Annotated in this window: 13 protein-coding genes; 5 read left to right on the top strand and 8 right to left on the bottom strand. The window is 70.9% G+C overall.

From position 1 onward, the window contains the following. The first annotated feature begins 129 nt into the window (after positions 1-129). Positions 130-384 carry a transcriptional regulator gene (locus ACLQ2X_RS27135; RefSeq protein WP_425683919.1) on the top strand — a complete coding sequence of 85 codons (255 nt, stop codon included), beginning with the start codon at positions 130-132 and terminating at the stop codon, positions 382-384. 67 nt (positions 385-451) lie between these two features. On the opposite strand, the gene ACLQ2X_RS27140 is transcribed toward ACLQ2X_RS27135, so the two are convergent. From ACLQ2X_RS27140 to ACLQ2X_RS27150, 3 genes are all read right to left on the bottom strand, one after another. Beyond that, positions 452-1,651: a cellulose-binding domain-containing protein gene (locus ACLQ2X_RS27140; protein ID WP_425683920.1), complete on the bottom strand. Its 1,200-nt coding sequence runs from the start codon at positions 1,649-1,651 to the stop codon at positions 452-454. Between the two features lie 203 nt (positions 1,652-1,854). Next, positions 1,855-2,280 (bottom strand): cold shock domain-containing protein, encoded by a 426-nt coding sequence (locus ACLQ2X_RS27145; protein WP_425683932.1) that lies wholly within the window; start codon positions 2,278-2,280, stop codon positions 1,855-1,857. Between the two features lie 139 nt (positions 2,281-2,419). Further along, complete coding sequence (locus ACLQ2X_RS27150; protein ID WP_425683921.1) at positions 2,420-2,842, bottom strand: hypothetical protein; 423 nt, start codon at positions 2,840-2,842, stop codon at positions 2,420-2,422. A gap of 272 nt (positions 2,843-3,114) precedes the next feature. Between ACLQ2X_RS27150 and ACLQ2X_RS27155 the strand changes: the two genes are divergently transcribed. Together ACLQ2X_RS27155 and ACLQ2X_RS27160 are read left to right on the top strand one after the other, a co-directional pair. Continuing rightward, positions 3,115-3,720, top strand: coding sequence for a YdeI/OmpD-associated family protein (locus tag ACLQ2X_RS27155; RefSeq protein ID WP_425683922.1), 606 nt, complete (start codon positions 3,115-3,117; stop codon positions 3,718-3,720). 42 nt (positions 3,721-3,762) lie between these two features. Next, the gene (locus ACLQ2X_RS27160) at positions 3,763-4,164 is read left to right on the top strand and encodes a hypothetical protein (RefSeq protein WP_425683923.1); all 402 of its coding nucleotides are present in this window, start codon (positions 3,763-3,765) and stop codon (positions 4,162-4,164) included. 80 nt (positions 4,165-4,244) lie between these two features. On the opposite strand, the gene ACLQ2X_RS27165 is transcribed toward ACLQ2X_RS27160, so the two are convergent. Both ACLQ2X_RS27165 and ACLQ2X_RS27170 read right to left on the bottom strand, forming a co-directional pair. Further along, entirely contained in the window at positions 4,245-4,748 is a 504-nt protein-coding gene (locus tag ACLQ2X_RS27165; protein ID WP_425683924.1) for a GNAT family N-acetyltransferase, read from the bottom strand. 535 nt (positions 4,749-5,283) lie between these two features. Further along, on the bottom strand, positions 5,284-6,357 hold the full coding sequence (locus tag ACLQ2X_RS27170) for an alpha/beta fold hydrolase (protein ID WP_425683925.1): 1,074 nt from the start codon (positions 6,355-6,357) through the stop codon (positions 5,284-5,286). 137 nt (positions 6,358-6,494) lie between these two features. On the opposite strand from ACLQ2X_RS27170, the gene ACLQ2X_RS27175 reads away from it, so the two are divergent. Together ACLQ2X_RS27175 and ACLQ2X_RS27180 are read left to right on the top strand one after the other, a co-directional pair. Continuing rightward, positions 6,495-6,671: a hypothetical protein gene (locus ACLQ2X_RS27175; protein ID WP_425683926.1), complete on the top strand. Its 177-nt coding sequence runs from the start codon at positions 6,495-6,497 to the stop codon at positions 6,669-6,671. A 33-nt stretch (positions 6,672-6,704) separates the two neighbouring features. Continuing rightward, on the top strand, positions 6,705-8,501 hold the full coding sequence (locus tag ACLQ2X_RS27180) for an HEXXH motif domain-containing protein (protein WP_425683927.1): 1,797 nt from the start codon (positions 6,705-6,707) through the stop codon (positions 8,499-8,501). A 4-nt stretch (positions 8,502-8,505) separates the two neighbouring features. Here ACLQ2X_RS27180 and fxsT read toward each other — a convergent pair whose 3' ends face one another. The 3 genes from fxsT to ACLQ2X_RS27195 form a co-directional block, all read right to left on the bottom strand. Then, on the bottom strand, positions 8,506-12,318 hold the full coding sequence (gene fxsT, locus ACLQ2X_RS27185) for an FxSxx-COOH system tetratricopeptide repeat protein (RefSeq protein ID WP_425683928.1): 3,813 nt from the start codon (positions 12,316-12,318) through the stop codon (positions 8,506-8,508). Beyond that, positions 12,315-13,817, bottom strand: coding sequence for an effector-associated domain 2-containing protein (locus ACLQ2X_RS27190; protein WP_425683929.1), 1,503 nt, complete (start codon positions 13,815-13,817; stop codon positions 12,315-12,317). The genes fxsT and ACLQ2X_RS27190 overlap by 4 nt, the downstream gene beginning before the upstream one ends. A gap of 275 nt (positions 13,818-14,092) precedes the next feature. Continuing rightward, the gene (locus ACLQ2X_RS27195; RefSeq protein ID WP_425683930.1) at positions 14,093-14,308 is read right to left on the bottom strand and encodes a hypothetical protein; all 216 of its coding nucleotides are present in this window, start codon (positions 14,306-14,308) and stop codon (positions 14,093-14,095) included. Positions 14,309-14,469 lie beyond the last annotated feature (161 nt).

Genomic DNA, 14,469 nt, shown 5'->3' on the forward strand with positions numbered 1-14,469 from the left:
CCGATCGGAGGGGCGCTGCGCTGCTGTCCCTCATCGGCACCCGGCTCGTGACGGTCGAGCACCACCGGCGGGCACGGGGTTTCCCGCTCCGGCTATCGTGCGGACGAAACGGCGAAACGGAACCCACCTGTGACACGACACGAAGATCCGGAGCGGATCGCCCGGACCCGCACCGTCACCGCTGACGCCCTTTTCACCAACCGGGCCGACCTGCGCGCCTACCCGCACCGGCTGCTGACGGTCGTGGCCAACGGCGTCGGCCTCGACGCGGTGTCCCAGGCCGTCGCCGCCGCCGAGTTCCTTGAGGCGTACGGCTGGGAGCTGGTCACCATGTCCGAATTCACGTCGATTCGCCTGGTCTGCGCGGTGATGCGGCGACGCTGACCGGACGTCGCCGTCACGGGCCAGGCTCGCCGGCGCCGCGACGCCGGCGAGCCACCTCACGGCAGCGTCAGCAACCGATCCGGCTGGACCCCACCGCGACGTCGTCGTACCAGAGGGTGTCGGCTCCGCCGCCGTAGCTCTCCCAGCCCAGCTTCAGGTCGGTGAGCTGCGGCCGCCAGGTGCGGTTGTACCACTGGCCGTCGATGTCGTGGGTCGGTACGCCGTCCGCGGTCAGCCCGGCGACGGCGGCGCCGTCCAGCCAGGTACGTAGCTGACCGGCCGATCCGTCCACCATGAACTCCAGGCACGCCCACCGGTTGGTGGGCAGCGGCACGCTCTGCGCGACCCCGGCCGGGCTCTGCTCGGGCAGCGTCGCGTCGTCGGAGGCGCGGTTCCACTGCAGGGCACCGTTCTGCCCGCCGAGCCGCAGGTCCTTGTTGCCGTCGGCGGCGTCGGCCATCGTGATCATGGTGGTGTGGTCGGTGGGCTGGGCGGTGGTGTGCCGCACCCAGATCCGGGCGTACCGCACATTGCCCACGCCGGCGAGGTTGGTCGTGGAGCGGATGAAGACGTGGTTGCAGTACCCGGCCGCGCCGTTGATCCGCACCGCCCGGCTGCCGCTGTGTGTGGTGGTCGTGTCGATGGTGGCCGTGCCGGCGCCGGAGCAGTCCGGGCTGACCACGGTCCAGTCACCGGACGGCGTGGGGCCGGTCTGGTTCTCGAAGCCGTCGCAGAGCACCGCACCGGCGCACCCGGCCGGCGGCGGAGTGGTCGGCGGGGCGCTCGTCGGTGGCGCGCTGGTCGGCGGGGCGCTGGTCGGCGGGGCGCTGGTCGGGGACGGTACGGCTCCGTTGCACGGCACGCCGTTGAGGCTGAACCCGGTCGGGGCGCCGCCACCGGAGCCGTACGTGCCCTGCACGCCGAACTCGGTGGAGCCGCCGGCCGGGATGCTGGCGTTGTACGACATGCTGCGGGCCGTGACCGTCGCCCCGGACTGACTGACCGTGGCGTTCCAGCCGCTGGTGACGCGCTCGTCCCCGGCGTACGTCCAGGTGACGGTCCAGCCGGAGACGGCGGTGTCGCCGGGGGAAACCTTGACGGCGGCGGTGAAGCCGCCGGGCCACTGGTTGGCCGTGTAGTCGACCCGGCAGCCCTGGGCGGCCGCGGCCGGGTCGGTGAGCAGGGCCGCTCCGGTCACGGTCACGGCGGCGGCGAGCGCGGCGACGGCCGCCACGGCTTGCGCGGAGCGGGCACGAAGATTCGTCATGGAAGGTCCTTCTGCCATCGAGCGGGACGGAGGCGACGCGGCGCGGCGATGCGCCACGGCGAGTTGTCGGTGCACAGCACCGACGTGCCCGGCTCGGGTGGACCTGTCAGCCGCCGACGGCCCGGTCACCCGGACCTCGGCGGCGCCCGCCCTCAATCTATTGAGCGACGCCTATCCAATCAAGCCTCGTCGCCCGTCGTGTCTCAGCTCTCGATCCAGCCGTGCGAACGGGCCAGGTCGACGAGCGCCTGCCGGACGGCCCCGATCTGCGCGCCGGTCAGCGACGGCACGCGCGCGATGAGCACCTCGGTGACCTCGGCGAAGAACTCCCGCGGGGACAGGACGTCACACAGGCCGTCGTCGTCGCCCGCCGCAGCGGTGCGGCCGGGTGTGCCCTCGCGCGGCGGTCGGGGCCCCGTCGCGGCTTCGAGGATGCGCAGCGAGGCGACCTTCAGACCTCGGCCGCTCGTCTCCACCTCGTACTCCACCCGCATCCCCGGATGCACGAGACCCCGCTGGTCCCCGAAGTCGTTGGCGTGGACGAAAACGTCCTCTCCGCCCTCGTCCGGGGCGATGAACCCGTACCCGCGTACGTCATCGAACCGGATGACCTTGCCCACCGACGCCACCACAACCACCTACTGCCACTCCGTCGAAAGTCACTGATGCACCACACTCTCCGCGCAGATTACCCGACGGGTTGTTCCTTCACGCGCACCTGAGCTGGGACCGATGGTCGACGCTGTCGAGCTGACGGCTGCGGTGCACTCAGGCGGCCGGCACCGACGACACGGTCTCGCGCAGGACTGTCCGGGCCCTCGCCGCCAGGCTCGACACGGGGACGTACGACCGGCCGCCGACGCCGAGCCACACCTTCACGACGAGGTTGCCGGTGCGGGCGTGCACCATGTACTCGGCGTACCTGACACCCGGCGTCGACAGCTTCGTGAACGCCTCGGCCTCGTCACCGACCCCGTCGACCGGCCCGGCCGGCATCATACCGGTGACCCGGGCGGTCGCCCCGTACAGCAGTCGGGCGTCCTCCACGGTGGCCGGGGTGGACGCCTCCACGCGCATGGTCGCCTGGAAACCGTCTGCCGTCCGCATCTCGAACAGGCACGCGGCTCCGGGCCGACCGACCGGCGGCTTCGGGTCGGTCCACCGCACCGTCAGGCCGAGGTCGGCAAGCACCTCGACATCGGTACGCCCGCACAGGTCCAGCCCTCGGCACGAAAGACCCGACCGCCCACAGGAGCCGTCGCGACCACGACGCCCGGTGCGGAGGTGGCCGTCCCGGGGGGTACGACATCCGGCACGGCGTCCCCTGCGGCGCATCCGGACACCGCCAGGCCGGACACGATCGCCATGACGGCGGGGCGGATCGACGCAGACATGATCATGACCATACCCGTCCCGTCCCGGCCGGCCCCGGTTCTGTCGCCCACCGCGGATAGCCTGCGGCCATGGTGCGCGCCGAACTGGATGAGTTGATCGTCGCCGACGCCGACGGGTTGCGCGGGTGGTTGTCCGCACATCACGCCACCTCCCCCGGCGTGTGGCTCGCCCTGACCCGCAAGGGTGGCACGGTCACCACGGTGACCTGGCAACAGGCGGTCGACGAGGCGCTCTGCTTCGGTTGGATCGACGGGCAGGCCCGCAAACGCGACCAGGAGAGTTCCTGGATCCGGTTCACCCCGCGCCGGCCCCGCAGTTCCTGGTCACAACGCAACGTCGCGCACGTGGCCCGGCTGGAGGCGCAGGGCCGGATGACGCCGGCGGGCCGGGCCGCGGTGGAGGCCGCGAAGGCGGACGGTCGGTGGGCGGCGGCGTACGCCCCGCCCTCGGAGACCGAGGCGCCGGCGGACCTGCTCGCCGCTGTCGCCGCCGATCCCGCCGCCCAGGCCATGTTCGACGTCCTCACCAGGACCAACCGGTTCGCTCTGGTCCACCGCCTCAACGCGGTCAAACGGGCGGAGACCCGGGAACGGAAGATCGGCGAGTTCGTCGCGATGCTGGCCCGTCAGGAGACGATCCATCCGCAGAAGGCCCGGCCGACCCACCTGCCGTGAACCCACCGTGGCCCGCCGGCCGAGCTCTGGGATCCTGGCGGGATGCGAACGCTCGGGTGGCCGTTCGAGTTCCGCGCACAGCCGTGGCCCTCGATCGCGAGCCACCTGCACGGTGCTCTCGACGGCAGTGCCGCCGGCAGAACGGTGCTGGACATCGTCGACAGCATCATCGCGACCGGGGCCGAGGCGCTCCTGGCGGGCACGACGTCGATGTTCGACGTCGTCGTCACCCCGAAACCGGTCACACCCGCGCCGGTCGACGTCGTCGTGGTCCGTCAGACCTACGGCACGGTCACGATCGAACACCTCACCCACACCGGCCGCAACGACCGCATCCAGCAACCCGCGCACGAGGGGGTCGCGTTGTTCTGGCAGTTCATGATCGAGAAGTTCGGCGTCCACCCCACCCCCACCGGCGCGCCACCCGACGGCCGTCCGTCGTAGCGGATCGACGAACGCGTCCGCGGACCGGGCACGGTGGCGCGGTGGTGGAGGTGGCCACGCCGGGACGAACGAGTCCCGCGCTACCGGCCCGGACGCGCCAGCCGGAGTTGAAGCGCCGGGAACCGGGGCTCGGTGAAGCCCAGAGACCGGTACAGGGCGGTCCCCTCACCTGTGGCATTCAGGTTGATGACCCGGGCCTCGGTCTCGTCGCGGAACCAGGCCAGCAGCGCCTCCAGGCACGCCCGCGCGTGGCCACGGCGACGGCACCGGGGGTCGGTGCTCATGTTGAACACGAGACCCTGCACCCCGCCCGGGTTGCCCGGTCCCGGGGCGTGCCGGTCGCACACCCCGGCCGCGCAGCTGACCACGCCGAGATCGTGCTGCTCGACGACGAAGGCGGCGAAGGTGTCCTCGTCGTCGAGCCGCTGGGTGAACCACGCCTCGGCCTTGTCCCGCCAGCCCGGGTCGGCCCCGGTGGCGAGCATCCCCATGTCCGAGAGCATGGCTTCCCGCAGACGGGTCAGTGCCGCGGCGTCCGCCGCCGTCGCCCGACGCACCAGCGGGGGTCCCTGTGTGTCGCTCATCCCCCCATGATCGACCCGTCGTGTCACCGGCCGACGGCGGGGCACTCCTCGGGCCCCGGTGTCATGGCCGGACCTGGATCAGTCGGCTCAGCCCGGGGGGCGCCCCACATGCGTGAGCCGTACGACGATGTTCCCGCCGGCGAGCCGGACGTCGCCAGGGTCAGGCGCTGCGCACGTCGGTCCCGCCGACGCGGACGCCCCCGCCGGCGGGTGACCGCTCGAACGGGATGCTCGTCCTCACCGTTGCGCTGTCAGACAACCACGCGAGAACGCGGCGGCCACAGCCGCCGCCGTTCCGTCGACCTTCGGCATCCGCAGATCCATGAGGATCACGTCGGGTCGGAGCGCTTTCGAACTCACGGGCCCGCTCACCGAGCCAATCCCGCAACTGCTGTTCCGCCTGGCCGATACCAGATGCCCACCACTCGCCCATCCGCTCAGCCTAGGCATGTGGCACCGTCCCGTAGGCTGTCGCCCGTGGCCGCGACGCGGAAGCCGGGTTCCTACGAAGTCCGCTATGCCCTGCGCTCGGCGCTCACCCTCCTGCTGCCGGCCCGTACAGGCCCGCGGTTCCCAACGCGTCGATCACATCGGTGACCGCCGGATGGCCGGGGACCAGCGTCTCCAGAGCGACGGCGAGGGACTCCCCCGGCTCCAGGTGCCGGTAGTGCTCGAAGCTGCGCACCAGGGAGAAAAGTTCCAACCGGGCCGCGCCGTCACGCCGCAACTGGTGCACCATCACCGGCGGCAGGAGATCGTAGACCTGTTCACGGAAGGCCGACTCGGTCATCCGTGGGACAGCGAGCAGCCGATCCACCAGCGCACGCTGGAGTTCGGCCGCCCCGTGGGCCGACCGCTTCGCGGAGGGCAGCCGGTCGGCGGGCGGTCGCGGTGCGGGAACGCGAACCACCGACAGTGCATCGGTCAGGTGGCGTTTCAGTGCCACGTAGGAACGGTGTCCGTGCGAGTCCGGCTTGATGATCGAGAAGTGGTCACCCGGCAGCACCCCCACCTCGGGGAAGACGCTCCTCGCCGAAACGGGCGTGACGACTGCGTCGCGGTCACCGGCGTACGCGACGATCAGGATCGGGCACGTGGCGGCCGTGACCTCGGTGGCGTGGATGACCTGGTTGACGACGATCCGGTGCGCGTCGGAGATGGCCTGGTTGAACGGCCGCAGCTCGCGCTCCTGGGGGTGCCGCCACAGGCCGCCCCGGCGCAGCAGCAGGGCCAGGTCGGATCCGGAGTTGGGACACGCGAACAGGACGATCCGTCGGATGCGGGCAAGCTCCGGCCCGGCTCCGGCCGCGAGGGTGCGGGCGAGCATCCGCTGCGCCACCAGACCGCCCTGGCTGTGCGTGACCAGAACAAGTGGGGATCGGTCGCCGAGGTCATGCGTCAGATAGGTGCGAAGACTGTCGGCGATGTCATTGATGTCGGGAATGCGGCGCAGCGGGTTCAGCGAGACGGGCGGGCTCGGGTATTCGAAGGTATAGGGGTCGACGAGCGTGAGGTCGGCGTCGGTCTCGATCAGCCGCAGAAACGGTGACCAGGTGGCCGCCGATGACAGAAACCCGTGCACGAACACGACTCCGAGGCGGTCGGACATAGCGACAACCTACCGTGGAAGGTCGAATTGCGGGAGCGTCCGAAGTGGGCTTGCGCGATATCCTGCTGCTTCCGGAATCGTCTCCGCGTACGACATGATGAGCGCGGGGACCGCATCGACGTGAGGAGACGCCGCTAGTGAGCCGATCGATCGACGACATCGGGTCGGACCTGGTAGACCTCACGGAGGTGACCCTTGCCGATCTGCCGACATACGACGGACGAATCCTCGCTCCCACCATGCGTCGACTACTGCGTCGCATTGACGATCCCGAAAGCATCACCAGCGGCTACAATCCGCAGCGCGTCGACTGAGATGCTCGGCCTGGGATGGGCAGTGACGGGCCCGTGAACAGACCGCCCCGCCAACACCGGCTCGACGAGCGGGACGTCAACGCGCTCTGCTCCGGTGGCGGTGACACGAACACGATCGCTCAGCTCCTCGCCGTCGAGCGGAGCTGGCGTCTCCTGCAACTGCGCGCCCTGCTGGACCTCGCCGGCCCCGACCACGACACCGGTCCGCTCCCGTCCGTCCAAGCAGCCTGGGACCTGCTCACCGAGGCGGAACGGCACGACCCGGCCACCATCGACGACCTACTGCTGCATCCCCAGGCGGGCGTCTGGGCGGGTTACACGTTGCGGCGGCTGCGTGGTGCCGCCCACTCCGCGGCGCCGCTCTGGGTCGACCTCGGCTACCTGCACTCCCTCGCCGCCGCGGCGGCCCTGCGTGCCGGCATCGACTTCCGCATGACCGTGCCGGTCCGCGACGGCCATGCCGTGCTGCCGACCCTCGGTGCCGTGCCCGTGCCGGGGGCGTCCCGGTGGGACAGCACGGAGGTACGCGGGTCCGCCGGCCGCGGCGTCGTCAGCACGCCTGCGGGCGCGGTGCCGGTCGGCGGCGACGGCTGGGAGGCCATGCCCACCGTGCGGGTCGAGGCCGGCGGGCACACCCTCGCGGTACGGCTGGACTGCCTCGACCCGTACCGCAACCTGCGAGCCCCGACGCCGCCCCGGGCGCTGGACGAAGCGAAGCTCGGTCTCTGGCGCAGCCTGCTCGCCCAGGCGTGGCGGTTGCTCGTCGAGACCAACCCGGCGCTGGCGTCACCCATGACCCGTGGGCTCTTCTCGGTGGTGCCGCAACCGCCGGCGGAGCGGTTCCGCACGATGAGCGCCTCCGCCGGTGACGCCTTCGGCAGCATGATCATGTCGGAGCCGCGCGACGCCACCGAACTCGCGGTGACGCTGGTGCACGAGTTCCAACACATCAAGCTCGGCGCTCTCCTGCACCTGGCTCCGTTGCACACCGGCGAACCCGCCCGGCGGCTGTACGCGCCGTGGCGCGACGACCCCCGGCCGCTCGGTGGCCTGTTGCAGGGGGTGTACGCCTTCGCGGGCATCACCGAGTTCTGGCGAACGGCACGCCACCGCGCCCTGGACGACGCCGCCGCGCTGGCGCACTTCGAGTTCGCCCGGTGGCGCCAGCAGGTGTGCACCGTACTCGATCTGATGGGGCGGTTGCCGCAGCTCACCGAGGTCGGTCGCCGGCTTGTCGCCGGTCTCACCGCGACCGCGAACCGATGGCAGGCCGACCACGTCCCCGATCAGCCGCTCGCCGCCGCCCACGACACCGTGGCCGACCATCGGGCCCGGTGGCGGCTTCATCACCTCCGACCCGCGGCCGAGGTGGTCGCCGCCTGCGCGGATTCCTGGATGGCCGGTGCCGAACGGCCGGACCTGCCCGCCGGCGCGCCAACGGTGGAAGCCGAACCGAACGCCCGAGGGCTCGACGCGCGAGCGGTCCTGGAACTCTGGCGCCTGACCGACGCCGCCGGATTCGCACGCCTTCAGGCGGAGCCGGCCGAGATCGGCACGCGGGTGACGGGTGCCCGCCCCGCCGACCTGGCCCTCGTGGCTGGTGATCGGGACACCGCGTGGCGCGGATATCTGCACGAGTTGTCGGCGGATTCCGACCGCCCCGGCGCCTGGGCCGGGCTCGGGCTGCTCCTGACCCGCACCCGGCCTGGCCCGGCAGCGGATGCGCTGCGAGACCGGCCTGAGCTGGTGCGGGCCCTGCACCGCGCGGTACGTGACCGCGGCGGTGAAGCCGATCCGGTGGAACTCGCCGGCTGGATCGGACCGCGATGACTGCCTACAGCGGCAGCGGTTCCATGTCGCAGTTGGCCCGCCGGTCCAGGTCCACCGCGGCCGCCGTCGCCGGGTGGTCGTCGCCGAGAACTCGCCGGAACTGGGCCACCGTCGTCGTGTGCAGCTCCGCGGACTCCTGCTCGCGGCCCAGTTTGAGCAGGTCCATGGCCAGGTTGCCGTAGCCGGCCAGAGTGGTCGGATGCTCTGGGCCCAGGACCCGCCGCAGCCGCTCGGTCGCGTCGACGTCCCGCTCGTACGCCTGCGCGTACTGCCCCTCGGCATAGAGGTCGCTCGCAAGGTTGAGCGCCACGGCGAGGGCGAGCGGATGGTCGTCGCCGAGTTGCTCCCGTAGCTGGGCGAAGCCCTCCTCGTCCATCTGCCGGGCCTGCGCCACCCGGCCACGCAGCCGCTCGGTGACCGCCCAGTTGAGCCGGGCGGCGATGGTGTGCGGGTGCCTGTCGTTGTCGCGCAGCAGCCGCCGGTAGCTGGCGTACACGTGCTCGCCCAGTTCGGCGGCGCCGTCGAGGTCGCCGGTCTCCCGCAGGTCGGTGGAAAGGGTCAGGGAGGCGGCGATCGTGTCCGGGTGGTCCTCGCCGTAGCGGCGCAGGAAGCCGTCGCGGACCTCACCGGCGATGCGGCGGGCCCCCTGGTGGTCGCCGGCCGTGCGCAGTGCCACCGCCAGTGACCGCAACGCCCGCAGGGTCTGCGGGTGGCCCGGGCTGAGCCGGTGTCGCAGTTGGTCGGCCACCGCCTGCGCCTCGGCGCGCGCCCCCACGTAGTCGCCGAGTTCACGCCGGTTGGTGATCAGGCTACGGGTGCTCTCCAGGGTGATCGGATGGTCCTCGCCGTAGAGATCGATTCGCAGCCGCCGGTTCTGCTCGTCGATCTGGTAGGCCCGCTTCAGGTCACCGCACAGCCGCAGGCTCACCGCCAGGTTGTGGGCCGCCGTGATGGTCTCCACGTCGTCGGGTCCCAGGGCGCGCACGTGCCGCTGATAGATCTCCTCGGCGAGGTCCAGGGCGCCCTGGAAGTCCCCGGCCACCCGGCGGTCGGCGGCAACCGCGCCGAGGGCGCGCAGGATGTCCTCGTTGTCCTCCTCCACGGTCTCCTGGTAGGTGGCGAGCACCTCCTGGTTGAGGCGGGCAGCCTCCTCGAACCGACCGAGGACGAACAGCAGCCACCCCATCCAGTGGCCCATCCGCAGCGTGGACGGGTCCGCAGCGCCCAACTGGTCACGCCGGGCGTCGTAGGCTCGCTCGGCCAGGTCGAACGCGGCCTGGTGGTCGCCCCACCAGTAGAGATAGCGGGAGATGTTATCGACGAGTTGCTGCACCCACGGGTCGGTGGACCGGAACGCCTGGGCCGCCATGGCGTGCGGGTACAGATCGGCGTAGACGCGCCAGCCGTCCGGCGAATTCGGATCGTTCGGGTCGCCGTCGGCGAGCATCAGGTGCGCGCTGTGCCGCAACGCTTCCTGCTCGGCGTCGTCGAGCCGGTCGACGAGCACCGCCTGGACCAGCCGGTGCATCTGAATCGAGTTGGTCCGGTGGTCGATCTTGGCCAGGGCAAACCTGTTGATCTCACGGATGGCCCGGTTGAGCCGCATCGGATCGCGCCGCACCCGGTCGAGTTCCGGGTGGACGTTGCCGGATCGCCCACGGTTGAACAAGGTACGGGGGATGGGCTCCGGGGCGAGGAACGAACACACCTGCAGGAGTAGCAGCGCGCCAGGGCTGGAGTCGGCCAGGCGGTCGAGGGACACGTTCCAGGCGGCGGCGACCGGCAACTGGTAGTCAAGCGACACCGACGCCCTGAGCAGTTCGATCCGCTTCTCCTCGAACAGCCGCAGGTATTCGTCGGTGGGCATGCCGGTCTCGGCGAGCCATGCCGCCGCCTGGTCCAGTGCCAGCGGAAGGTCACCGAGAGCATCGGCCAGTCGATCGGCGTCCTCCTCGCTGAGTTCCGGGCCACGGCGACGGAGCAGAGCGACGCTCTCCTGCCGGGCGAACACGTCCACCTCCAGCTGGCGGGCCAGGGTCGACCACTGCGGGTTGCGGGAGGTGACCATGATGCGACCGGGCCCCCCGTTGGGGAAGTACCGCCGCACCGCCTCCGGGCTCTCCGCGTTATCGAAGATCAAAAGCCAGTTCGCGTACGGCTGCCCCAGCCGCAGCGCCTCCCGCACGGCCGGCACGGCGGCGTTGGCCTCCAGTCCCACGGGCAGATGCAGGCGCTGAGCGAGTTCGACAAGCGCGTTGCCGATCTGGGCCGCGCGTTCCGACGGGATCCACCAGACCACGTCGTACTCGTCCTGGTGCCGGTAGACGTACTCGATCGCCAACTGCGACTTGCCGACCCCGCCCATGCCGTGCAGCGCGTGCGGTAGCACCGCCGTCACGCCTCCACGCATCTGCTCGTGCAGGTGCACCAGTAGCGACTCGCGACCGGTGAAGTTGGGATTGCGAGGTGGGACGCTGCCCCAGATGGCGGGCGCGCCGGCCGGCGTCCTCTGCGAGACCACATCCACCACGCTGCTCGACACGACTGGCGCTCCTTCTGACGTCCGGTCAAGGTTGGCCGCCGCCATCGCCTCACCAGGCGGGTCGGCCGTAGGGCTCGACGGCGTTTCCGCGTCGATACCGAGCGCCTCGTGCAGATGGCGGGCGCGGGTGAGGTAACGGCCGGACAGGGCGTGGAGCACGGCCTGTTCGACACGTATGAAGGGGGCGGTCTCCGGGGTCACCGGGGGCACCGGTGTGTCGTCCGGGTCGTCGAGCATCCGGCTGAGCCCGCGGACCGCCGGGACCATCGGCCCCAGTTGCTCGTCGACCACCCGCAGCACCCGTACCGTGTCCGCGCGGCGCCCGGCCGCGAGCAACTCCTCGCGAACTCCCCGGTGGAACTCGTAGGTGACCTCGGCGCTCTCGGCCGTCGACACCGCGGCGGCCACCGGGTGCAGCAGTTCACCGTTGAGGATCTCGGACAGGTGCGACGTCTGCGCATCCGGGATCAGGGCCCGCTGTACCCACCTCATCACGGCCAGGTTGAGCGGAGCGGCGGCGAGCTGCGTGGCGAGCGTGACAGCGGTCGGCGTGGCCCATGCGGTGAACTGCCGCACCCGCGTCTGCGCGGACGGCGCCACCTGCGACGGGGGCGGCACGACGGTGGCCGGGAGCCGGGTGTCCGCCAGCACCGCGGGCAGGTGCGCCTCGCCGCCGGTGAGCAGCCCGGCCCAGGCGGAGAGCCAGCGGGGGTCGAGTTCGAGCACGGGCACCGGTACGGGGTCGCCGCCCTCGGGGCAGGGCTCGTCGAGGACATCCGGCACCGGGTGGTGCGCCTCCCACGCGAGATCGGCGTTCGCCACACCGCCGGACGAGGTCTGCGACATCCGCAACCGCCGGGGTCGGATGCCGGTCCGGTACCACTGCAGTTGGGGCAGGAGGTGCACTATGGCGACCGGCGCTCGGCGCCCCCAGGCTCCGAGCAGCGCCGGCATCGTCCCGGCATGCCAGGCCGCGCCGGCGCCGTCGGACAGGACCAGCACGATTCGCCCGTCGGTGGCCACCTGCCCGGCCAGGTCGGCCGGACCCGTCTCGGCGGAGTCGAACGGGACCACCTCGACGCCACTGAAACCCTGGTGGTCGCGCAACGCGGTCACCACGCCGTCGACGGTGTCATGCCATACCGCCATCGACCGGCCGGCATCGACAAGCACCGTCACGCCCCACCTGGCCGCCGACCCGGGTAGGGCACCGGGCAGCCGCCGCAGCGCCTGGGAGACCGCGTCCCGGGCGCCCTCGGCCTCACCCCGGCTCACCAACCCTCCCCGGTCCCTGGACCAGCGGGAGCGCCCAGCGCGTCGGGCCGGCGTTCCGGGTCGTCCCAGAGGATCGTCAGATGGTGGCCGATGTGGCCGTCGCGCGACGACGGGTCGAGCTGGAGCGCCTGGTGCCGCAACTCCTGGGCACGCATCGGCAACTGCCCCAGCCCTCCGTCGCCCACCAGCCCGCTGACCGCTTCCCGGAACTCGGCGCTTGTGCAGTCACCCCGGTGCCAGATGATCACCGGTAACCCGGCCCGCAGGGCCGCTTCGATCTCCTGCTGGCCGGTTTCACCGTGCCGCGTCGGTGGCTCACTGAGCACGAGTGACACCACCCGGTCGTCCGCTTTGAGCTCCGACTCGAGCCGGGTGAAGTAGTCCTTGCCGCCGGGATGGCTCCAGAAGACGACACTGTGGGCGGGAGCCGCGAGCAGTTGCCGCCAGCGCTGATGCCAGGCACGGTGCCAACGCCGGGTGCGCAGCCGTTCCAGGCTACGAACCACCACGGGATAGTCCATGGCCAACGCGATCGGCCGCGAACTGCCGGATTCCTTACGCCAGCGGTCCACCCCGAGATTGAGCAGTTCCCATGGCAGGACGAATTCGACCACGACGGTGCCTGTCCGGTCCGACCATTCGATCTCCATCTGCTCGATCACCCGCTCCACCTCACGTTCCAGGTCGTCGAGGTGGACCAGGCGGGGCTCGCCCTGCCGGGAGTGCCAGGAGTCCGCGCCGTACCACTGACGGAAATGCGACAGCGCGTACGTGTCGTCGCCACCGGCCGGATCCAGGTGCGGCTCGACCTGAACAACCAGATAGGCCGTGGTGCCCATCGGCTGTTCGCCACCGCGGTGCAGGTGTGCCCGTCGATCCTCCAGTTGCGAGGTGAGCCCTTGGCCGGTGGCCAGCCGACTGTTGCGCAGCCGGATCCACCGGGCGTCCTGCGGGTCGACCTGGTCCTCGAGCAACGCCAGGAAGGCCATGCTGGGCGGCAGGCCGTCCGGGCCGGCGTTCTGCCCGGCCAGGTGGACGAACGCCTGCCAGGCGTCGGCACACCACGGGGGCGGCCCGGGCGAACGGTGCTCGGTCGCGCGTTGGTAGAGAACGGTCAGGTTGGTCGGCACGAGATTGCGCAACAGCGGAGAAAGTCGGTCCCAGTCCTCTTCGGTCAGGACCTCGACCGCCTCCCACTCGTCCCGCAGGCGCTGCAACCGGATCACGTCCTCCGTGCCCGGCTCCAGGTGCTCGACCGTCTCCACCAGGATCTGAAGTCCGTCGGCGCGCCTGCTGCAGGCATGCACCAGTTCGACCATCTGAAGCCGCAACTCGGGGTGCTCACGCAGTGAGAAGGAACCGAGGCGATCCTGGAGCTGTTCGACGAGGAGCTGACGGCTGGTTTGACCCCGCATCAGCCGGGTGTGTTCGAGCACGCCGACGAGCACCGTCTGAATCCGGTGCCGCACCTGATTACCGCTGGTCTGCGCAGTCTTCATATACTCACAGGTTCAAGGCATGGCGTTTCGGGCCCGGACAGGTCCCGGTCGACACAGGCTACCGTCTGACGGTCCCCGACGGGACCTGGGACCACGATCGGAAAAGCGTTACACCTATTGAGCTGAACGGATGCGGCAGGCCGGTGGTGGCCGACGACGTCAGCCGCGGGGCACGACCGCCATGAGCCATCGAGCGGAAATTTCACCGAGCTCCGCCTGAACTACGACCCGCACCTCCCGGCGGAGGTCACCGAACACGCGTCGGGAATTCGCCTCTACCTGCGACCGACGTTACGCGAGGACGGCTCACGCTTACCGCCGAAATAGACGTCGACCTCCTCCGCCAGGTGTTCAATATCCAGCCGGCGGGCACGCCGCGTGCGATCACCGAAGAACTCGCCACGGTGGATGACACCGCAGCGTCCGCCCACCGTGCCGTCGACGCATTCGCCGATCACCATCCGCCCTTCGACGACCTCGGCTTCCTCCACCGGCGGTGGACGTGGGACGCCTTCACCAGCCGTCGCCCGTGGGCAGAGCGACCCCGGTTGGCGCAACTAACAGTTTGGGAGTGACTAGTGCCTTGACCACGAAGGTTCGCGGTGTTGGGGTCAGGCTGCGAGGGCGGCGGGTTGGCCCCAGCGTCGTTGGC

This window comes from Micromonospora sp. DT31, assembly GCF_049841795.1.
Classification (GTDB): Bacteria; Actinomycetota; Actinomycetes; order Mycobacteriales; family Micromonosporaceae; genus Micromonospora.

Bases quoted from the DNA above. Each gene is read 5' to 3' on its own strand.
- ACLQ2X_RS27140 (WP_425683920.1), bottom strand. From the start codon at position 1,651: ATGACGAATCTTCGTGCCCGCTCCGCGCAAGCCGTGGCGGCCGTCGCC.
- ACLQ2X_RS27155 (WP_425683922.1), top strand. From the start codon at position 3,115: ATGGTGCGCGCCGAACTGGATGAGTTGATCGTCGCCGACGCCGACGGG.
- ACLQ2X_RS27160 (WP_425683923.1), top strand. From the start codon at position 3,763: ATGCGAACGCTCGGGTGGCCGTTCGAGTTCCGCGCACAGCCGTGGCCC.
- ACLQ2X_RS27165 (WP_425683924.1), bottom strand. From the start codon at position 4,748: ATGAGCGACACACAGGGACCCCCGCTGGTGCGTCGGGCGACGGCGGCG.
- ACLQ2X_RS27170 (WP_425683925.1), bottom strand. From the start codon at position 6,357: ATGTCCGACCGCCTCGGAGTCGTGTTCGTGCACGGGTTTCTGTCATCG.
- ACLQ2X_RS27190 (WP_425683929.1), bottom strand. From the start codon at position 13,817: ATGAAGACTGCGCAGACCAGCGGTAATCAGGTGCGGCACCGGATTCAG.